This is a genomic window from Pseudomonas sp. S10E 269, assembly GCF_002798465.1.
GTDB lineage: Bacteria > Pseudomonadota > Gammaproteobacteria > Pseudomonadales > Pseudomonadaceae > Aquipseudomonas > Aquipseudomonas pergaminensis.
In genome coordinates this window covers 4,287,119-4,305,204 of sequence record NZ_PHIJ01000001.1, presented here as the reverse complement: position 1 = coordinate 4,305,204, position 18,086 = coordinate 4,287,119, and the positions used below count along the sequence as shown (strand labels likewise).

At 51.8% G+C, this 18,086-nt stretch carries 19 protein-coding genes, 1 tRNA gene and 1 pseudogene; 6 read left to right on the top strand and 15 right to left on the bottom strand.

Features of this window, described 5'->3' with window-relative positions:
* Positions 1–42 precede the first annotated feature (42 nt).
* The gene (locus tag CWC48_RS20020; RefSeq protein ID WP_371857047.1) at positions 43–1,269 is read right to left on the bottom strand and encodes an OprD family outer membrane porin; all 1,227 of its coding nucleotides are present in this window, start codon (positions 1,267–1,269) and stop codon (positions 43–45) included.
* A gap of 304 nt (positions 1,270–1,573) precedes the next feature.
* Between CWC48_RS20020 and CWC48_RS20015 the strand changes: the two genes are divergently transcribed.
* The 4 genes and pseudogenes from CWC48_RS20015 to CWC48_RS20000 all read left to right on the top strand — a co-directional run bounded on the left by CWC48_RS20015 (position 1,574) and on the right by CWC48_RS20000 (position 5,442).
* Positions 1,574–2,995, top strand: coding sequence for a YfcC family protein (locus CWC48_RS20015; protein ID WP_078049506.1), 1,422 nt, complete (start codon positions 1,574–1,576; stop codon positions 2,993–2,995).
* A gap of 47 nt (positions 2,996–3,042) precedes the next feature.
* Entirely contained in the window at positions 3,043–4,869 is a 1,827-nt protein-coding gene (locus tag CWC48_RS20010; RefSeq protein WP_100492430.1) for a CocE/NonD family hydrolase, read from the top strand.
* A gap of 23 nt (positions 4,870–4,892) precedes the next feature.
* Positions 4,893–5,146: pseudogene (locus CWC48_RS20005) on the top strand (zinc-binding dehydrogenase); the annotation flags it as partial.
* On the top strand, positions 5,143–5,442 hold the full coding sequence (locus tag CWC48_RS20000; protein ID WP_078049507.1) for an antibiotic biosynthesis monooxygenase: 300 nt from the start codon (positions 5,143–5,145) through the stop codon (positions 5,440–5,442). The pseudogene CWC48_RS20005 and the gene CWC48_RS20000, both read left to right, overlap by 4 nt.
* A 57-nt stretch (positions 5,443–5,499) precedes the next feature.
* On the opposite strand, the gene CWC48_RS30230 is transcribed toward CWC48_RS20000, so the two are convergent.
* The 4 genes from CWC48_RS30230 to CWC48_RS19990 form a co-directional block, all read right to left on the bottom strand.
* Positions 5,500–5,572, bottom strand: a tRNA-Asn gene (locus CWC48_RS30230).
* A gap of 228 nt (positions 5,573–5,800) precedes the next feature.
* The gene (locus tag CWC48_RS19995; protein ID WP_223204470.1) at positions 5,801–6,352 is read right to left on the bottom strand and encodes a hypothetical protein; all 552 of its coding nucleotides are present in this window, start codon (positions 6,350–6,352) and stop codon (positions 5,801–5,803) included.
* Positions 6,353–6,620: 268 nt separating this feature from the next.
* On the bottom strand, positions 6,621–7,022 hold the full coding sequence (locus CWC48_RS30225) for a hypothetical protein (protein ID WP_157806761.1): 402 nt from the start codon (positions 7,020–7,022) through the stop codon (positions 6,621–6,623).
* Positions 7,019–8,137, bottom strand: a complete 1,119-nt coding sequence (locus CWC48_RS19990; protein WP_100490112.1) for a hypothetical protein — start codon at positions 8,135–8,137, stop codon at positions 7,019–7,021. Before CWC48_RS19990 ends, CWC48_RS30225 begins: the two co-directional genes overlap by 4 nt.
* Before the next feature lie 44 nt (positions 8,138–8,181).
* On the opposite strand from CWC48_RS19990, the gene CWC48_RS19985 reads away from it, so the two are divergent.
* Positions 8,182–8,802: a transposase gene (locus CWC48_RS19985; protein ID WP_371857046.1), complete on the top strand. Its 621-nt coding sequence runs from the start codon at positions 8,182–8,184 to the stop codon at positions 8,800–8,802.
* Between the two features lie 213 nt (positions 8,803–9,015).
* Here CWC48_RS19985 and CWC48_RS19980 read toward each other — a convergent pair whose 3' ends face one another.
* The 5 genes from CWC48_RS19980 to CWC48_RS19970 form a co-directional block, all read right to left on the bottom strand.
* The gene (locus tag CWC48_RS19980; RefSeq protein ID WP_078049510.1) at positions 9,016–9,438 is read right to left on the bottom strand and encodes a hypothetical protein; all 423 of its coding nucleotides are present in this window, start codon (positions 9,436–9,438) and stop codon (positions 9,016–9,018) included.
* Positions 9,439–9,571: 133 nt separating this feature from the next.
* Complete coding sequence (locus CWC48_RS30220; RefSeq protein WP_157806759.1) at positions 9,572–10,201, bottom strand: hypothetical protein; 630 nt, start codon at positions 10,199–10,201, stop codon at positions 9,572–9,574.
* Positions 10,202–10,405: 204 nt separating this feature from the next.
* Complete coding sequence (locus CWC48_RS30215; RefSeq protein WP_149873267.1) at positions 10,406–10,627, bottom strand: hypothetical protein; 222 nt, start codon at positions 10,625–10,627, stop codon at positions 10,406–10,408.
* A 198-nt stretch (positions 10,628–10,825) separates the two neighbouring features.
* Positions 10,826–11,188: a hypothetical protein gene (locus CWC48_RS19975; RefSeq protein ID WP_100490111.1), complete on the bottom strand. Its 363-nt coding sequence runs from the start codon at positions 11,186–11,188 to the stop codon at positions 10,826–10,828.
* Positions 11,185–11,514 (bottom strand): hypothetical protein, encoded by a 330-nt coding sequence (locus CWC48_RS19970; protein ID WP_177409444.1) that lies wholly within the window; start codon positions 11,512–11,514, stop codon positions 11,185–11,187. Before CWC48_RS19970 ends, CWC48_RS19975 begins: the two co-directional genes overlap by 4 nt.
* A gap of 973 nt (positions 11,515–12,487) precedes the next feature.
* On the opposite strand from CWC48_RS19970, the gene CWC48_RS30455 reads away from it, so the two are divergent.
* Positions 12,488–12,724, top strand: coding sequence for a helix-turn-helix domain-containing protein (locus tag CWC48_RS30455; protein WP_218261619.1), 237 nt, complete (start codon positions 12,488–12,490; stop codon positions 12,722–12,724).
* Positions 12,725–13,300: 576 nt separating this feature from the next.
* Here the strand turns inward: CWC48_RS30455 and CWC48_RS19955 are convergent.
* The 5 genes from CWC48_RS19955 to CWC48_RS19935 form a co-directional block, all read right to left on the bottom strand.
* The gene (locus tag CWC48_RS19955; RefSeq protein ID WP_078049512.1) at positions 13,301–13,531 is read right to left on the bottom strand and encodes a hypothetical protein; all 231 of its coding nucleotides are present in this window, start codon (positions 13,529–13,531) and stop codon (positions 13,301–13,303) included.
* A gap of 398 nt (positions 13,532–13,929) precedes the next feature.
* Positions 13,930–14,328: a hypothetical protein gene (locus tag CWC48_RS19950; protein WP_078049513.1), complete on the bottom strand. Its 399-nt coding sequence runs from the start codon at positions 14,326–14,328 to the stop codon at positions 13,930–13,932.
* 188 nt (positions 14,329–14,516) lie between these two features.
* Positions 14,517–15,667 (bottom strand): IS3 family transposase gene (locus CWC48_RS19945; protein ID WP_100490110.1). Its coding sequence is split into 2 segments (ribosomal slippage): positions 14,517–15,433 and positions 15,433–15,667, totalling 1,152 coding nucleotides; the frame shifts between segments, so codons are not numbered across the junction.
* Positions 15,668–15,791: 124 nt separating this feature from the next.
* Entirely contained in the window at positions 15,792–16,571 is a 780-nt protein-coding gene (locus CWC48_RS19940; protein WP_100490109.1) for an IclR family transcriptional regulator, read from the bottom strand.
* A gap of 120 nt (positions 16,572–16,691) precedes the next feature.
* Positions 16,692–18,008: an MFS transporter gene (locus tag CWC48_RS19935; RefSeq protein ID WP_058424970.1), complete on the bottom strand. Its 1,317-nt coding sequence runs from the start codon at positions 18,006–18,008 to the stop codon at positions 16,692–16,694.
* Positions 18,009–18,086: the final 78 nt, after the last annotated feature.

The window sequence follows — 18,086 nt, the reverse complement described above, 5'->3', positions numbered from 1 at the left end:
CAGTTTCCGCTGGCAACACCGGCGGCGTCCAGCCTTGCAGCCCTACCAGAGCTTGATGTCGTAGGTCAGGTACAGGCGATTGTAGTCCCAACTGGTGAGCACATTGGAGCGGTACGCCGTGTTGCGAAATTCTGCCCCCAGGCCTTTGAACGTGCCGTCCTGGATCACGTACTTGAGGCTGGTATCCAGCTCGTGCTCATCGGCCGGTTTGCCAGAATACTTGGCGTCGAATCCTTTGTAGTAGCGGATCATGAAACTCAAGCCCGGGATCGACAGGGCGGAAAAGTCATAGTCGTAGCGCAGCATCCAGGTTTTCTCATCCTCCAGGATGAATTTGCTCACGCCCGGACTGGTAAAGGACGTGGTGGCCGCACCATTCAAATAGGGCAATGCGGCGTTACCGGACAATTGCTGATAACCGCCTCCGAACGTATGCCCGCCGAGCCGATAACTCAAGGAGCCGCTGAACATGTCGGCGTCCGCAGCACCGTTATAGGCCGCCCCCGTTTCAAAACTGTTGTAATAACGCACGTCCGTCGTCAAGTGACCTGGCCCGACAGCCACTTTATGCACAACCCCGAAAAAGTGCTGGCGATAGAAGTTTTCAAGTTCACCGTAGTAATAAGACAGGCTGATGGTTTTATTGAGTGCATACGTACCACCCACAAAGTAAAAATCACCATGCTTCGGACCTTTGTAACCGCTCGGTATCAGATCGACGTTATCGCTGGAGTTACGCAACTTTGATTGATCCAGTCGCCCACCTTGCACAAATAGATGTTCGATACCGGTGTATTCAAACTGCGTACCTTGGAACGTCTGTGGCAGTAAACGCCCATCGTTGTAACTGACCACCGGGTTCTTGGGCAACAACGTGCCCGTCTTCACCACGACATCGGCAAAACGCAGCTTGCCGGTCACGCCTAGGCTGGAAAAATCACGGGCGGCGCGGCCATCATCCTGCACTGGCAACAGGCCTGTACCGGCGTGTGCAGGGCTGGAGTCAAGCCTCAGCCCCAGCAGGCCAAGGGTGTCAAGGCCAAACCCGACGGCCCCGGGCGTGAATCCGGAACGCATCGTCAGCAACAACCCCTGTGCCCATTCGACACGGTCGTTGCCGCCGCTGCGGTTGTCATGATTGAAGGCGTAATTACGCAACGCAAGGTGGCCGGTGGAATCCCCGAGGAAACCTTCGGCGCGTACGCTTGATATACCAGGCACCATTAAGCTGGCGCACAAAAGCCCGCCGGTCGTTATAAACGCACGCATAGTTAAGCCCTCAGCTGTGTTTTATTTTTTGTGGCAGAGAGTAAGAAAAGTGACTTGACCAAGTATTTCCTGGCCGATGTTCTTCGGTGTTAATGACCTGAATGAGCAAACAACGCTATCGAATTAAAACAGGGGCGACAAGCTTATGACAAAAGCGCATCAGGCTATGACAGATAACCCGACAACACCTTGAAACGCATAGCCCAATACGCGTTCTTCATAACGTTGTGAGGTATTTATGATTGCCCTACTGTGCCGATGTAGCCGTTGGCTATCCCCATAAAAAAAAGATGAGAGCACCGCTATGTCATCCACTGCGCCAACAGTCACCGACACCGCGCCACCCAAAAACACCCGCCAACTCAACCCGGCAATCATCTTGCTGAGCATTGTGTTCCTGGCCATGGTGCTGACTTATGTGGTGCGCTCCGGCCAGTTTGAACGCCAAGACGTCCGCGTGATTCCCGGGACCTATCAGGTACTGGAAAAAGACACCTCGCTCAGCCAACTCTTCGCCCTGCCGCCGCGCTCGTCGAATAAAACCGTGGCACAACCGGTATCGCTGGCCGAGACCTTTCTGGCCATTCCCCTGGCCATCGAGAAACGCGCCGGGCTGATTTTCATGGTGCTGTTCATCGGTGGCATGTTTGCCGTGCTGAACAAGACCGGCACCATCGATGCCGGCCTGGACCGGCTGCTCGGTGCCACCAAAGGCAACGTCTACATTCTGGTGCCAACCCTGATGCTCGCATTGTCGGCAGGCAGCACCTTCATGGGGCTGGCGAAGGAATACATCATGTTCGTGCCCGTGATGGTGGCCATGGCAAACCGCCTGGGCCTGCCCAACATCGTCGGCTTGGCAATCGTCGCGCTGGCGGTAAAGACTGGGTACATGGGCTCGATTTCCAACCCCATCGCGCTGTCTGTCGCGCAACCCTTGGTCGGCCTGCCAGTGTTCAGCGGGCTGAGCATGCGCATCGTCGCGTACTTCATTTTTGTCACGCTGGCCGTGGGCTACATCCTGTTCTATATCCGCCGGAGCGGCTTCGATACCTCGGCCACATTTTCCCACTCGGGCAAAAAACTCTCCGTGCGGCACACTCTCAGCCTGATCACACTGGGGGTTGGGGTCGGCTTCCTGGTGTACGCCTCCAACACCTGGCACTGGAAGTACCCCGAGCTGTCCTCGTATTACCTGGCGCTGACCATCGTCTTCGCCGCCATCGCAGGCATGAGCCCGAGCACCACGGCAAGCACCTTTGTCGAAGGCATGAACAAGATGCTCATGGCCGGCGTGCTGATCGCACTGGCCACGGCCGTGGAGTCGATCCTCGCCAGCGGCCAGGTGCTGGACACCATCGTGCACGGCCTGTCGCAGATCATTGGCCAGCACGGCCAACTGCCTGCGGCGTTCGGCATGTTCTTCGCGCAGATGAGCCTGGATGTGGTGATTCCATCCACCAGCGGGCAGGCCGCCGTGACGATGCCGATCTTCGGTCCGCTGGGCCAACTGGCCGGCGTGAGCCCGCAGACCACGGTGTATGCCTTCCTGCTGGGCAACGGCTTGACCAACATGATCACGCCCACTTCCAGCGGCCTGCTGGTACTGCTTGCTGCGGCCAATGTGGGCTGGGTGCAGTGGGCTCGGTTTGTGCTGCCGCTGTTCCTGATCTGCACCGCGGTGGCGTTGCTCCTGCTCGCCTGCGCCGCCCTCACCGGCTATTGAATTCGACTGACCAAGGCTTTGTCATGACCCTCCCTGCATTCGAAAACATGCACATCGTACGCAACCAGATGATCACCCTGCGCGATGGCGTGCGCCTGGCCACCGACATTTATCTACCGCTGGGCAGCGGGCCCTGGCCGGTTGTCATCGAGCGTACGCCCTACGACAAATCCGGCCCCTCACGCTCGGAAAAACGCCTGGACGGGCTGCACCTTACCCGCGAGCAAATGGCCGCAGCTTTTACCGAGCAGGGCTTTGTGGCGATCTTCCAGGATTGTCGCGGGCGTTACCGTTCCGAAGGCGTGTTCACCAAATACATCAATGAAGGCGAAGACGGCTACGACACCTTGCGCTGGATCGTCGAACAGCCCTGGTGCAATGGCCACATCGGCAGCATGGGCCTGTCCTATGCAGCGCACACGCAGATGGCGATGGCCTGCTGCAATGCGCCAGGTCTCAAGACCATGGTGCTGGACTCGGGGGGGTTCGCCAACGCCTACCAGTGCGGCATTCGCCAGGGCGGCGCGTTCGAACTCAAGCAAGCGACCTGGGCCTACAAGCAAGCCCAGCAAAGCGCCGCCGTGCAGACCGACCCGCAGTTGCGAGAGGCGTTGGCCCAGGAAGATATTCTCGATTGGTTTGCACGCATGCCGTGGCGCCCAGGGCATTCGCCATTGCGCCATGTACCGGAGTACGAAAACTACCTGTTCGAGCAGTGGTCCCACGGGGACTTCGATCAGTACTGGAAGCAACTGGGTATCTATGCCGAAGGTTTCTACGAGCAGATCCCGGACATCCCCGTGTTGTTCATGTCCAGTTGGTACGACGCCTATGTCAGTTGCACGCTGGACAACTTCACGGCGTTCACCGCACGCAAGCAGTCACCTCAACGCCTGATCATGGGCCCGTGGCTACACGGTGACCGCAACATCAGCTACAGCGGCAACGCCGAATTTGGCAACGCCGCGCCTTTCGACGGCAACCTGGGCGAAGACTGGTTGAGTTGCCGAGTGGAATGGATGCAACGCTGGCTCAAACCGACCGACGCCGAACGGAGCGCCACTCATCAGGTCGATGTGTTCCTGATGGGCGGCGGCAGCGGCCGAAAAAATGCGCAGGGTCGGCTGGAGCATGGCGGGCGTTGGCTCAAGTCGCAGTGTTGGCCGCTCGCGGGCAGCCAACAGCTGAACCTCTACCTGACACCACAAAAAGCCCTTTCGCCGCTCGCTCCTGTGGGGCCGCCCAGTTCATTGAGCTACTTCAGCGATCCCGCCCACCCGGTACCGACCATTGGCGGCTCGCTGACATCGGGCGCTCCGGTGTTCGTGGGTGGCGCTTTCAACCAGATCGAAAGCCCGGACTTTTTCGGCACCCGGGGTGACCACTCGGCACTGTGCGACCGAGATGACGTAGTGAGCTTCGAAACCCAACCGCTTGAGCACGACTGGGTGGTCGCCGGCCCGGTGAAAGTCGAACTGTGGGTGCACAGCAGCGCGCCGGATACCGATTTCACCGCCAAGCTGGTGGACGTCTATCCGCCGAGCGACGATTACCCGCAGGGGTACGCCATGAATATCACCGACGGGATTATCCGGTGTCGCTACCGCGACTCGTGGGAACACCCTGCTCCGCTCACGCCGGGAGAGCCCTTCAAGGTGGTGATCGAACCCTTCGCCACCTGCAACCTGTTCAAGCGTGGCCACCGCCTGCGCCTGGATATCGCCAGCAGCAACTTTCCGCGCTTCGATGTAAACCCCAACAGTGGCGAGGCCGAAGGCATGGGCGAGCATCCGCAGGTGGCGCGCAATACCGTGCATATCGGCGCCGGGCATCCGAGCCGTTTGATACTCACGGTCGTGAACAGCGCGCTATAGGAGGCGGATCAAAACTCTGATACATAGCGCAGCCGCAGAACCTGGTCCAGGCCTGGGGCAAGAACGCGAGCTACCACTTTGTGTTCACGCGGCAGAATCGCGGCAAGCTGGATGAGTTGAGTACGTTGGTTGCGCAGGGCCAACTGCGGGCGCATGTAGGGGCGGTCTATGCGCTGGCCGACATTGGACTTGCCCATGCCCGATTGGAGAGTGCTCACAACGGTATCCAAGGAAAATCGCGATCGCCGTCGTGCCCACTCAGGAAGCAACGCCATGATTTACGAGATCGCCGTGCTGCCGGTTCCTAAAGAACACATCGACGCGTTCAGGCGGGCCTTTGGAAAGATGGCGCCGTTACTGAGTCGTGCCAAAGGCTACCTGGGCCACATGCTCGCACAAGGGATCGAGACGCCTGAACGATTCAACCTGATTGTGCGCTGGGCGTCGCTGGAGAATCACACGCCGGGGTTTGAAGCGAGTGAGGATCATCGGGTGTTTAGGTTGGGACTGGAAAAATACTTTTCGGAGGAGCCGCAGGTTTATCACATTGAGGGGGCGGTTTTGAGCGACTAGAAAAATCCAAGGCAAAAAAAGCCTGCATCGCTGCTGGCTTCTTTTTATGTCGCTATCTGGCTCCACGACCAGGACTCGAACCAGGGACCCAATGATTAACAGTCACTTGCTAGCTGTTAGGCGCACTGGGGCCACGACGAAATGTGGCGCAGAAAATAGGTTAGCTGCATAGCGTGGGTCGCATGAATGCGTCACGCCAGGAAAGTTAGTCGGGTTGGGGTGGCTTGTCAAAGCGGGGCAAAGCAATGACCTGTAGGAAAAGGAGGCGCCCTCTGTCAGCTACCGCGCAACCTTTATGCCTCACTTAACTTCCTGACCAACGTAGCCGCCACAGTAGCTTTTGCCGCTTTTCGCTACTTTAGCGCGGAGCTTTTTCAATGCGGCTAAAGGCATCGATGTAAGCAGCCTTCAACGCAAGACTAACAGCATTTAGTGTTTCGGACTTAAGATAGGCTAGATTCTGACTAACCATCTCTTGGCCTGCCCTCTTTATTTTCACACGCGACTGCCCGGTATATTTAGCCGTCCCGATATACACCGAGAGCCTCGCTTCGCACGCATAATAATCAGGACTGTTCCAGGTTTTGACAAAAACCCGGTCGATCTCGACTCTGGTTTTTATGCTCGCATCTGCGTCAGATCCGATAGACCGTTTGGTGAACTCAGACCAATCGGTGACTGGGATATTAGCGAAACCCTCGTACAGGCCCACGTTATAGTTGGCCGCATGCCACACCACCTTACTACGCTCGGAACAGGGAGCGCAGCGTTCATCGCCAGATACGCTGGTTATCGTTGAGTGAATGGTTTTGTTTTTGATCGCAGACAGTTCTGCGTCTGTGGTGTAGGCCGCGAAGTGCAGTTGATTGGTTACGCAGCCGGACAAAAGAAAAAACAAAACCAACAACATACTAGATCTCACTACAACTCCTCCTTCTCTCGCAAGCACTTATACAAGCACGTCATTATTTAATCCTGAAACAGGGTTAAACCTATTTCAAACCTAGACAGTAACACATCACCAGAAAAACTGAACAGATTTATTTCCGATCAAAAATCAAAAAATTCACGTCAATAAAACTATAAAAAAACCCAACTCACTTTCCGGCATCAGCACTGGTCTTTAAACACATTTAGCCTATCAGAGTGATCGAAAGAACAGTGTGTATCCAGGAAAATCAGGAGTTACCCTCAATATCTTTAGCCATCCAGTCCGCCTGAAGCCCAATCAAAATATTCATAACATTTGAGTAAGTTAAAAAAGGCAAAGACAATGATACATGTGACGCCCCACAAGCTATTTCCAGAGGGACAAAAAACTCCAAGTCACCTGAACGGCTAGCCGCTGAAAACAGTTCCACACCCAGGTGACTATTGATACTAATGATATCTTTATAAAACACTCGACACATCAACCCATCATTTCCAAAAGTAAAATTATCAAGATATATATCTAATCGCCCACCCTCTAGATTGGTAGAAAATATAACTTTGCCATCTTCAGCCTCCGTATTAAAACGACCTCGACCTAGCGCCTGTATATTTTTCATCCTATTTTCAATAGTCCGACGAATCTTCATTTCCCAATACCCTTTAAAAACTCCTTCAAGCCATCTTTTGTAGCTGGAAAGCTGAAGGAGAAATTCTGATTGATATTATTAACGCTACCAGTCCCGAGCAAAGAGCCTTCCGGCGATGCATAGCGTCCTTTCAGGGTGATTGTTTCTGCGCCATGAGACTGAGCATAAGAAAGCTTTTTTTTCAATGGCCCAACCAGCTCTGATGCACCATCTGGACCAACCCCGATAAATCCTTTAGAGGTTCCAACCGCAAATTCATCAAAAACAATTTCTCTATTATTCAAAGTCACTTTTGGCGAGTAAATTGTACCTACGCCATTCGCCGCATCAAATGATGCTTTCCCCAAATCTTTAGGTATTCCTTTGGCCTTGCCGACACCAAACAGGACTGCTGCCCATTTTGAAAATGTATCAAGGGTTTCAGGGGCTACGTCAACGCCTACTCCTGCTGCTGCTTGACTTGCTGCCCCAAACACGTTTTGGGCGATGCCTGCCGCAAGCACCCTATTGCGGGAGTTGGTGTTCATCACGTCTACCGCTATCAGCATGCGCGACACCTCATCGGGCAGGCTGCCACTGGTTCGTGCTTGAGAAATCAGTTCATGAGTTTTGTTATAACTCGCTACCCACTCACCGTAAGCCTCCCTACATTTCGCAAGATCGCTTTCGCAAACACTATTCAGACGTTTTTCGTTGGCCTCATTCAAATCGGCGTATTTATTGATGACTTCCCGGCAGTTGTTTTTGGCTTCACAGGTTCTCGCTTCACCGATAAGCGCCTCGATCTCTTTGTGCTGTAGTTCGTTATAAATCCTTCCTTGCTCGGCTACCCATGCTGCAACCTCCTGGTCTTTTGCGCTCCCTCCCAAACCTGCTGCGACCGTCATGCCGATCAGTTGAGAGGTCATGGCTAAAAGACGCTCGTGCGCTTCGCCCGGAAACAAATCGTCACCAAAAGCTTGTATCAGCGCTTTGTTAGCGCCTGCTGCTACGGCACCTGATACGAAATCTCCACCTGCCGCTTCCGCGATGAGGCCTCCGACAATGGCATGCACCGCGACTTTAGTGGAAAGCTCAGACCCCACCAGCTTCGTGCCCACTTGTTCATAAATCATTCCAGAAAGAAGACTTGTAAATAGGGGGTCAGACCACCATTCACATGTTTCAAAGAGAAATGCTGATTACCTTTACAAAACCCTGGACTGCCCCCTCTTTCCGCTTAGGCCGTGTCGAGATGACGCGTAGCGCTCCTCACTTCGTCGATTTGTACTGCGTTCGCCACTCAGCGAAGGGTCGTAAACGCCAAAGTGTTACGAGCACAGTTGCCAGAAGCAAGCGAAGCCGGCAGTCTGCCAGACGTGAGTGCGAGCCGTGGTTGCTTGCCAGTAACTTGCCGCAAATAGAGTGGACCCCAGCAAAAATCGTGGCGATTTATAAGCGCCGCATGCAGATCGAAGAGGGCTTCCGAGATGTAAAAAGGGAGCACCTGGGATTGGGCCTGAATCTGCATCGAAGCCATTGCCCAAAGCGCATCGAAGTGTTGTTGATTGCCGCTTTAGCCAGCTACCTCATCTTCCTAGCAGGATTGCAGGCAAGGGATAACCATTTGGAACAGCGCTATCAAAGCAACATCCTCAAAGAGAAGCGAGTACTTCCATTGTGGCGTTTTGGCCTGGAGTATGGGCGCAGTTTCACAGGTTTCGGTGACCGAAAACACCTAAAAACATTGGAGCATGCTCTACGTGATGAGGTGCATCATCAGACGCAGAGCCTGGAATAAATTTGTGCGGTCAGGGTCTGCCCCCTATTTCCTCTCAACTTTCAGTGAAGACTGTCTTTCCTTCCTGTCCTGGTCCCATATGTCCCACACTGCTTTGCTTATCACCGTACAGAGTATGTTGCATTGCTTGAGAAAAAAGAATGTCGACGCAACCCTTCCAAGTCCTGTTGCACCGCAGTAATCAAGGCTAACTTTTAAATTAAAGTCCCGGCCCTACTTAAAGCCAACGTATACAGCCTCTACCGTGGCTCGCCCCCCTAAATCATCCATATCAGGAGCATAAAACCTGACCGAGTTCTGGTTAACGTTTATGCCGGTTTTATCTTTCTCCACTTCAAAAGACACGCCCTCAGCCACAAAAAAACTCTCAACTGCCTCAATAGGTAGACCTAAAACCTGCTTGCCATCATAATAAAAACAAGCATTAGGAAAATAGACCTCCACCCCCAACAACTCATTAGAGCAGTTGTACCAAACTTGCATGACAGCGTCACCAAAGGCGTCAATTGAATTTTCTGACAATTCAGTTTTAGGAAAAACCTTATATGGCAAACCTATAACCTTCCTGACCTCCTCGCTGCCTTGCCCGCAAAAGAAGTTCTCGAGCCCATTAGACTGACTGTAATTCAACTTCATGAAATCTACCCGTCCCCCTTCCCTCTTCCCTTTCCTTCAAGATATGCCCACTACACCAGACCCAATATCGGCTTGATCTGCTCATTCATTTGTACAAAAGTCTCATAGGACATGCTCGGGTCATCGTTGAGAATTAAATAGACCCCCCCATCAGCCGTACCGCCTTACGACACTTTCCTATCAATCGTGCAATTACTTCATCAGGGCCATAGCCTAGAGCACTCTGACAAAGTTCTGCATCCCAGAACTGGGCAGGATATAGCGTATAGATATTATTGCGCCCATCAACATCTAAAGTTTTGTCCTCACGCAACCGATTATAAACCGCGTTATCATCGCTCAGCCCTCCTTGATAATACAGACCATACAGGTCATAGGATACATGAGCCCTATACCCCTTGAACGCCTCAATCACTTTTGGCAAATACTCATTCACAACAAGCGTATAATCAATAGCCTTATTTGATATTTTAAATCCAAACCGCAAGTGCTCGTCAAAGGAGGCTCTATCTTCATATATGTATCGATCACCACGATACGCATAGTCCCCCACACACCGGAGCCCTCTGATGGGAAGTTTAATCGTATAGGTTGCAACCAATCCGTCGCCGCAACTCGGGGTAGCCGGAAGCTCAAGACCTGCAAATCCTAAAGGAGCACCAATCCGAGACATTCTATCCATGACTTCAGCATGTCGCTGATTTATAGATTGAGCTTTATCAGGGCGCGCATAAAACCATAACTCTATATCTGCTGCACTCATGGAATTCTTGTCCTAGTACTAACAATGTTATCAAAACCATTGGACCGAATGAACGCTTTAGCCTGTGCCTCAACTTTTTGATTCGGAAACTCATATAAAACTTTATATCCGGGATTCTGATCCACGGCAGATTTCACGCGCTGCAAAGTATCCAAAACCGACTTTTGCGTTGAAGGGCTCCAGATGGCCAACTTTGTCTTTGCATCAATCAACATAAAGACTAATTGGGGTCAGACCCCATTTACCCCTTATCCACAACATTCCAAATAATTTGCTTTGGCGGGCCATCCACGCCGTTTTTACATTCAGCTGCTCAACCACTTCAACAGCAGTCCATTTATTTCCATTACCAAAAAGATGCCCGCCAGTAATACCCCTGATCATTGAACCCGCTTTCTTTATAAAAACCATCATAATTGGCAGCATCTGCAATAGCCGTATCAATTTCTCTGAATGAAACCAAACTGCCAAACTGTGAATTTATAGCAGTGATGTCGCCTGCACTTGAGTCGACCTTGAAACCACCAAGACCTGTTCCACTTAGCAGGTTTGACGCTGAACTTAAGCCACTAGTAGCTAGATCATCTAACTTTCTGGCAGCGTTACCAGCTGCTTTTGGACCAATTAATCCCCTACATAGTAACTGTAAAGATCCGCATCAGGCCAACGTTCGTCGTATGCGGTTAATGTGCTTCGTAGGGCCTCACTACGAGGGTCCTCAGAAGGATTCATGTTTAAAATTACAAATTCTTTAATTTCGGGCCACTGAAGCTCACGCATACAAAATGCCACAACTTCAAATGGCGAGTTCCCAGACATTAAAATCAATTTAAATCTATATATAAAATCATCCTTACAGTCAGGATGTTTTTTTACAAACTCCAAAATATTTAATAAGGACATCTCGTAGGTAATGACTAGCTCTTCACCAAAAGCGGCCATAGCCATATCGCAAAGTTCATCAAACTCTTTAATGACGTCATTCATTTCGGCACCCAGGCACCTTTTCTGGAATTGCCAGAATCTGGCACCCAGACTTTTTCTATATATTTCCCTCCCACATCAACCCCTTTTTTAGAAAAAGCTTCTTCTGCTGCAGCTTGAGCAGCCCGACCAGAGAGTTCATAGTGCCCTGATGTATTATCAATATACTTAACTTTGCCGCTCACAATTTTCACTTCTCCCGCAGCAACAACAGGCTTGCCATTCGCTAGATCAATGTGACCACCACCTACATCATTAAACTTTCGCCCGATCACTAACTGACCATCCTGAAGAACGACATAGTTATATTTTCCTGCGCCTTGGGTCAATTTTGTATCTGAGATTAGCGTTGGAACACCGGTTGGATGATCCGGGAACTGATTGGAAAAACTAGGCGTCGCTTGCTTGTCTACAGAACCCGCTGTTGCTTTTTGGACTAAGGAGTTAACCCATAAGCAAAAATCTTTAGCTATCAGATAACTCTATGTGAAACGACTCAGCACGAATTTCCAAAGACATCCACCCAGGTCCAGGCGAAACGCCAATCACCCCTTCAAGAAAGTACTCATTAATCGAATTCTCAATCATAGACCTACATCTAAACTCTTGCACAAACTCATTACCAGTAGACGTTTTTTGGTCTGCAGCATACTCATAAATTATTCTTCTCGAAAAACTAACACCCGAAAATACGAACCAGCCCCCCCCACGTATTCATGCATCGCATATAAGCTTTCACTTTCACTTTTACTTTTATACTTAACCCATTCCCCATCTTTACCGAGAGCATTCAACACCCCCCTCAAGCTCCCATTCAATGTACTCAGTATCTCTAGCGGGATCATATACGTAGTGAATTGGAAAAATCTTCTCAACTTAGGAGCATTCCTCATCTCCGCACTCAACAACCTTTAAACTCAAGGCATCCTTGATTAACTTTGACTTTTTAAGAGCCAGCCCCTTCTCGACAAAAACCCGAACAACCCCTTCATTGAACACCCACTCTCCATATGTACAGTCAAATGTAATTAGAGAATCAAACCCCACTGAAACTATCATTTTATTTTCTCTAAAACGATGGTCTTCATACTGTCTAGATCCTTAATAACACTGCCATCTGTACGTAAAAATGTTTGAGGCGTTCTAGTTCGGCTTCGCGGATGCGGGCCATCAGGTTTTCTCCTAAAATGCGTCAACAATCATATTAGCTATATTTAATTAATCCTAATATGCTATCTCACGTCAAGCGCCAAAAAAACGAGGCATAGACTCATGGTCCATTTCCCAACGCTGGTTCTGCCCATGAGCTTCCCGCAACGCTTGGCGGCCCTGCGCAAAGAGCGCGGACTGACACAGCAACAGATGGCTGACACCATAGGTGTGCATATTTCGCAGCTACGGCGCTATGAAGCAGGCACAACGCAACCGACCATCGAAGTCTTTCGAAGGACCGTTCTGGCTCTGAGTGTCAGCGCCGATATGCTGCTATTTGATGAGGGAGAACGTGGGCCGGATGACCGCCTGAAACTTCAGTTTTAGGCCATTTCCAAGCTGGATGACAAAGAGCGCGAAGCCCTGGAGACAGTGATCAGTAGCGTATTGCCTATGCACGACGCCAAGCGCTGGACACAAGCTGCGACTAAAAGAGACAGCTTGCCGGGCCAATAAAACGGGCCAACCTTGAAAAAAGGACCAGTTCTGTGGGGCTGCCGCTGTGTATAACAAATGCTATACAACTCACGTCAGTGCTTGCTGGGTGAAACACTCGTTTTGTATTACAAATGTATAACAGCACCCAGAAAACAGAAACCGGATAACTAATTGATAAATATAGAAAATACCCACCTCGCGAGAGGTGCTTGATGTGTATTGAGATTTTGCTCCTGTTAAGGAGCGAAAATTCATGCTGAAAAAGGGCGTATTGAGCAGGTAGACCGTAGGTCGTCAGGTTGGTAGACAAAAAGGAGACAAAAGGACTACAAAAAGGGTACAGCTTGAGTACAAGAAGACTACAGGATGAGTGCAGGAAGGCGGCAAAAAGGGTGCAAATAGAGTGCAAAACACCGGCGCAAGGCCGGTGTCGATAGTGCCTGATCAAGTTGGGTATATTGAAAACTACATCTGTCGAATATCAGATAAAAAATCATAAAATTCTTTTTCTGTCATCTCAAACTCTGGCCCTTCGACCATTGCCATTAATAACAACAACGCAATGTCTAAATCTTTTGTGAGAGAAAGGCATGGATCTTGGTAAATATCAAGTGCCTCTTTTGATATTTTAAAAATAGCAAATCCATCAGCAACTACTCTTCCAAGTCTGTCAGCCACTATGTCTTCCATGCTCATTGCTGCCCCCAACTCTTTAGCTCTGCTCCGGTCGGAGGCTAGTGCTGAGCATCAACCGGCTGCCCATTAATACTTTTTGGGTGGACACGGATTACTTCTCCTGCATGGTCATAGCTTTCTATCCATTGCCTCGTACTGCCCGTTTTAGGATCAAACTCCGTGGCGAAAGAAGCACCCAGAGTAGGTCCTTCTGTCCGTGCAGGAACCTCTTGTGTGTAGTAACGAATACGGCCATCAGGCAGTGTTCTAGTGACCGCTGCTGTCTCTTGAGCTTTTTGTAGCCCTGATAGTTTCGCTCTCAATGCAGCTTGGGCATTTGCACTTGTGGCTTCAGTAGCTACAACTTCACCCGTTGTAGCAGTAGCTTTTGCACCATTTAGGCAGGAGAAAAATTAACTTTAAACATCATCGACCATACTCTTCAAAAAATTGACACCATACTCGTCTCGAATTGCATACACGCTCTCATATTGAAAAGAGAGTACAAACCTTAGGTTTGTACCAATAGAAAACTCCGTAAGAAAAATCTTAATGTCATTCCAACTCTCAGAGAGGGACTTAATAGGCGAATGAAATGCACCTCGCACACCGACCTTCCAACCAACTTCTACACCCTCTGCGGCTACGGCATCATGAGGGACAATATAGCGAAAGACAAAATAGCAGTTCGAACAATTAAAATTCCCAGTCAAATATTTTTCATCAACTGAGTGGTCAGCTCCCATTTTTGATAGAGCTAAGGAAACCTTATCAAATGAGGTGCCTTCTTCAACCTCAAGGCTCATAGTAATAGTCATTTTGAAGCCTCAATCACCCTGAATTCATTATTTTTCATCAAATAAAGCTTTTTCAGTCCCTCAACAGGGCGAGATAGTAATGCTTTCTCTATCTCGCCAAATGTTAGTGGAGAGTCCGCCAAATTCACAACAACACTGCTAGCCTGTTTTTCAACCTTCTCAGTGACAGTTGAATCGCCCCGGATTCTCTAGACACCTTGCAAGCTCATTGCGTAACGCTTTTCAAACTCTACCGGTGACAGCTGATTGTTGAAACCATGGCGGCGTTTTACGTTGTAGAACATCTCGATGTAATCGAACACATCACTACGAGCATCTTCCCGCGTGATGTAGATTTTTCGCTTGATCCGTTCCCGTTTTAGAAGCTGGAAAAAGCTCTCGGCCACGGCGTTGTCATGACAGTTGCCTCGGCGACTCATGCTGGCAACCAAATTGTTTGCGCTCAAAAAGCTGCGCCAGTCGGAGCTGCTGTACTGGCTGCCCTGGTCGGAATGAACCATCACCTCTTGCTTCGGTTTACGCCTCCAAACCGCCATCAACAACGCATCAATAGCCAAATCACTGGTCATCTGCGCCTTCATTGACCAGCCAACGACCTGACGAGAAAACAGATCCAGCACCACCGCCAAATACAACCAGCCTTCATACGTACGAATGTAGGTGATGTCGGTGACCCAAACCTTGTTGGGTTCCACGACATCGAACTGGCGCTTCAGCAAATTGGGTGAGGCGACCGCTGGCTTACCGCCGTACTTTCCAGGGCGGCGTCGATAACCTGTCTGAGAGCGCAGCCCTTCAAGACGCATCAGCCTTGCCACGCGATGGCGCCCGCAAACTTCACCGACCTCGCGCAGATCGTCATGGATTTTGCGATAGCCATAAACGCCGCCACTTTCCAGCCATGAATGCTTGATCAAACCCAGCAGTCGCTGGTTGTCTTTGGCGCGTGCAGATTGCGGCTCAGACAACCAGGCGTAATAGCCACTTGGATGGACTTTCAGCGTCAGGCAAAGCCGTCGAATGGAATAGTCGCCGGCTCGCTGCTTGATAAAGGCGTACTTCAACCGCACTCCTTGGCAAAGTACGCGGCGGCCTTTTTTAAGATATCTCGCTCTTCAGTGACGCGCTTGAGCTCCGCTCGCAGACGACGCAGTTCAGCGTGTTGATCATCGTCTTGCTGTCGTTCTTCTAGAGGTTTGCTGTAGCGCTTTATCCAGGCATAGAGGCTATGCGTCGACACACCAAGACGTGCTGCCACCTCAGCGACAGGCAGCTTCTTTTCGGCCACTTGATTGACCGCTTGGATTTTGAATTCTTCGGGATAACGTGGGTTGCTCATGGCACCTCCTAATTGGCCTCAGTTTAAGGCAAAGAGGTGTCTACGAAACCCGAGGCGATTCAAATGTCTGCTTTTGGCCGACTGCTGCCTCTCACAACATCGGCCCTAAGCGGTCGCTCGCCGGTTAACGACGGACCATCGATTCGCCCAGACGTGTCAGAGCTGCACGTAGTTCTCGGTCATTACCTCCGAGCGCATTGCTGGCGATGACTGCGTTTCTCAACAGGATCGACGCCGCATGTTCGATGTGTTCCTTGAGCAGACGGTCGGACGGACCGGACAAGGTCAGCGCCCCTTTCAACTCATGGCCCATGGCAAACACCGGCACTGATACGGCGGTAGTTTCCGGGTCCCGCTCGCCGAAGGAACAGGCCCAGAAGCGTTCGCGGACCTCGGTCAATGAAGGCTCCGCATCGCGGGAAAAGGCCCGAAGGATCTTGCCTGACGCTCCGGCCTGCAACGGAAAGCGCGCGCCTTCCAGCACCGAAACCCGCACCGCACGCTTGGGCTCGACCCGAAACAACACGACGCGGCTGCCGTTTTCCAGCACGTAGAACGAAGAGGTTTCACCGCTTTCCTCAGTGATCGACTCCAGCAAGGGGTGAATCACGTCGCGCAGTCGAAACGAGGTCTGGTACAGCTGCGACAAACGCAGCGGCTCAGGGCCGACCGAGTAACGACCATCGGTGAGGCGACGGACGAACCCGGCTTTTTCCAGCGAGGCGATCAGGCGCAGGATGGTGCTTTTGTACAAACCCGTCCGCCGCGCGATTTCGGCCAGCGCCAGACAGTCCTGCTCGATGCTGAAGGCCGACAAAATGGCAAATGCGCGGTCGACGGCAGCCACGCCGCCTTCAGCATTGGCGGCCTGGTCGGAAAGGTTTTTTTCAGATTCGGTAGTCATAGACACTCATTGTCGATTCGTCGCTCGCAGGCGGCGGATGATTCGCAAACCACCCCGCCAACCCGCAAGACAATATCAGAGCCGCCCGATCCCTTCTGAAAAAAGTGCAGCCGCTGCTCACTACTCGCGCAGGAAGAAGCGAAGCGAGACGACCATTGCTGCGGCAACGAACATGATGCAGCCCATGACCATCAGACCTGCGGTGAACGACCCGGTGTAGTCCTTCAAAAAGCCCATCAGGTAAGGCCCGACAAACCCGCCAAACGCGCCAATGGAATTGATCAGTGCGATTCCACCCGCTGCGGCTTGCCCGCGCAGGAACTTGCCCGGCAAAGTGTAGAAAATCGTCTTGCCAGCGATCGTGCCGATCAGCGCTAAAGTGATCCCTGCCAGTGCCGGAACCAGCGCGTCCATTCGCAGCGCCAGGATTAACGCAAAGCCTGCCAGCAGCATGGCCACGGTCAGGTTGAAAATGCCTTTGCCGGTACGGTCCACATGTTTGGCCCAGATCAGTAGCGCTACAGTGGCAAAGAAGTACGGAATGGCCGCAACCCAGCCGATCATGCTGACTTCGACACCATGGGCCTTGAGCATCTGCGGCAACCAGATACCGATGCCGTAGGAGCCCAGGGTGAAGCTGAAGGTGATCGAGCTGAGAATCCACACGCGTGGGTCTTTGAGTGCGGCCTTGAAGCCATGGCTGTGCTGACCTTTGCTCTGCTCTTCGGCGAGCATGCCGGTCAGCACATGGCGTTCTTCGGCGGTCAGCCATTTGGCCTCGGCCGGGTGGTTGGTCAGCACCTTCAAGGTAATCAAACCGAGGATGCACGCTGGCACCCCTTCGATGAGAAACATCCATTGCCAACCCGCAAGCCCGAGCAAACCGTGCATCTGCAACAGCCAGATCGACAGCGGCCCACCCACCAGAAACGAGATCGGCGTGGCCACGGTAAACCAGGCCAACACCCGCGTGCGGTATTGCGCGGGGAACCACAGGGTAAGGAAGAAAATCACGCCGGGAAAGAAGCCGGCTTCAGCGATGCCGAGGATCAAGCGCACAATATAGAAGCTGTACGGCCCGACGATCATCGCGGTGGCGGCAGCGGCCAGGCCCCAAGTGATCATGATCCGCGCCATCCAAAGGCGGGCGCCGAAACGGTACATCGCCAGATTGCTCGGCACTTCGCACAGGCAGTAGCCGAAGAACATGATGCCCGCGCCAAGACCGAACTGCGTGGCGGTCAGGCCCAACTGCTCGGTCATCTGCAACGCGGCGTAGCCGACGCTGGTGCGGTCCAGGTAATTGAAGAAATACGCCAGCGCGAGCAAGGGGATCAAGCGCCAGGCGGCCTTGTGCAGGACGCGGGTCTGCTCGGCATCCAGGGAGCGCACGCTGCTGATATCGCTGCTGTGCGGGGGTGTCGTGACGATGGCCATGACGGGTTTCCTCAGCATTTATTTTTATAAGGCTGACGGCGAGAATGTCCGTCAGCTACAGGAATCAGGAATCCCTTC

Bases quoted from the DNA above. Each gene is read 5' to 3' on its own strand.
- CWC48_RS19940 (WP_100490109.1), bottom strand. From the start codon at position 16,571: ATGACTACCGAATCTGAAAAAAACCTTTCCGACCAGGCCGCCAATGCT.
- CWC48_RS30215 (WP_149873267.1), bottom strand. From the start codon at position 10,627: ATGCTGCCAATTATGATGGTTTTTATAAAGAAAGCGGGTTCAATGATC.
- CWC48_RS20000 (WP_078049507.1), top strand. From the start codon at position 5,143: ATGATTTACGAGATCGCCGTGCTGCCGGTTCCTAAAGAACACATCGAC.
- CWC48_RS19935 (WP_058424970.1), bottom strand. From the start codon at position 18,008: ATGGCCATCGTCACGACACCCCCGCACAGCAGCGATATCAGCAGCGTG.
- CWC48_RS19975 (WP_100490111.1), bottom strand. From the start codon at position 11,188: ATGAATGACGTCATTAAAGAGTTTGATGAACTTTGCGATATGGCTATG.
- CWC48_RS19980 (WP_078049510.1), bottom strand. From the start codon at position 9,438: ATGAAGTTGAATTACAGTCAGTCTAATGGGCTCGAGAACTTCTTTTGC.
- CWC48_RS30455 (WP_218261619.1), top strand. From the start codon at position 12,488: ATGAGCTTCCCGCAACGCTTGGCGGCCCTGCGCAAAGAGCGCGGACTG.
- CWC48_RS19950 (WP_078049513.1), bottom strand. From the start codon at position 14,328: ATGACTATTACTATGAGCCTTGAGGTTGAAGAAGGCACCTCATTTGAT.
- CWC48_RS19955 (WP_078049512.1), bottom strand. From the start codon at position 13,531: ATGAGCATGGAAGACATAGTGGCTGACAGACTTGGAAGAGTAGTTGCT.
- CWC48_RS19995 (WP_223204470.1), bottom strand. From the start codon at position 6,352: ATGTTGTTGGTTTTGTTTTTTCTTTTGTCCGGCTGCGTAACCAATCAA.
- CWC48_RS19985 (WP_371857046.1), top strand. From the start codon at position 8,182: ATGTTTCAAAGAGAAATGCTGATTACCTTTACAAAACCCTGGACTGCC.
- CWC48_RS30220 (WP_157806759.1), bottom strand. From the start codon at position 10,201: ATGAGTGCAGCAGATATAGAGTTATGGTTTTATGCGCGCCCTGATAAA.
- CWC48_RS20010 (WP_100492430.1), top strand. From the start codon at position 3,043: ATGCACATCGTACGCAACCAGATGATCACCCTGCGCGATGGCGTGCGC.
- CWC48_RS20020 (WP_371857047.1), bottom strand. From the start codon at position 1,269: ATGCGTGCGTTTATAACGACCGGCGGGCTTTTGTGCGCCAGCTTAATG.
- CWC48_RS30225 (WP_157806761.1), bottom strand. From the start codon at position 7,022: ATGAAGATTCGTCGGACTATTGAAAATAGGATGAAAAATATACAGGCG.
- CWC48_RS20015 (WP_078049506.1), top strand. From the start codon at position 1,574: ATGTCATCCACTGCGCCAACAGTCACCGACACCGCGCCACCCAAAAAC.
- CWC48_RS19990 (WP_100490112.1), bottom strand. From the start codon at position 8,137: ATGATTTATGAACAAGTGGGCACGAAGCTGGTGGGGTCTGAGCTTTCC.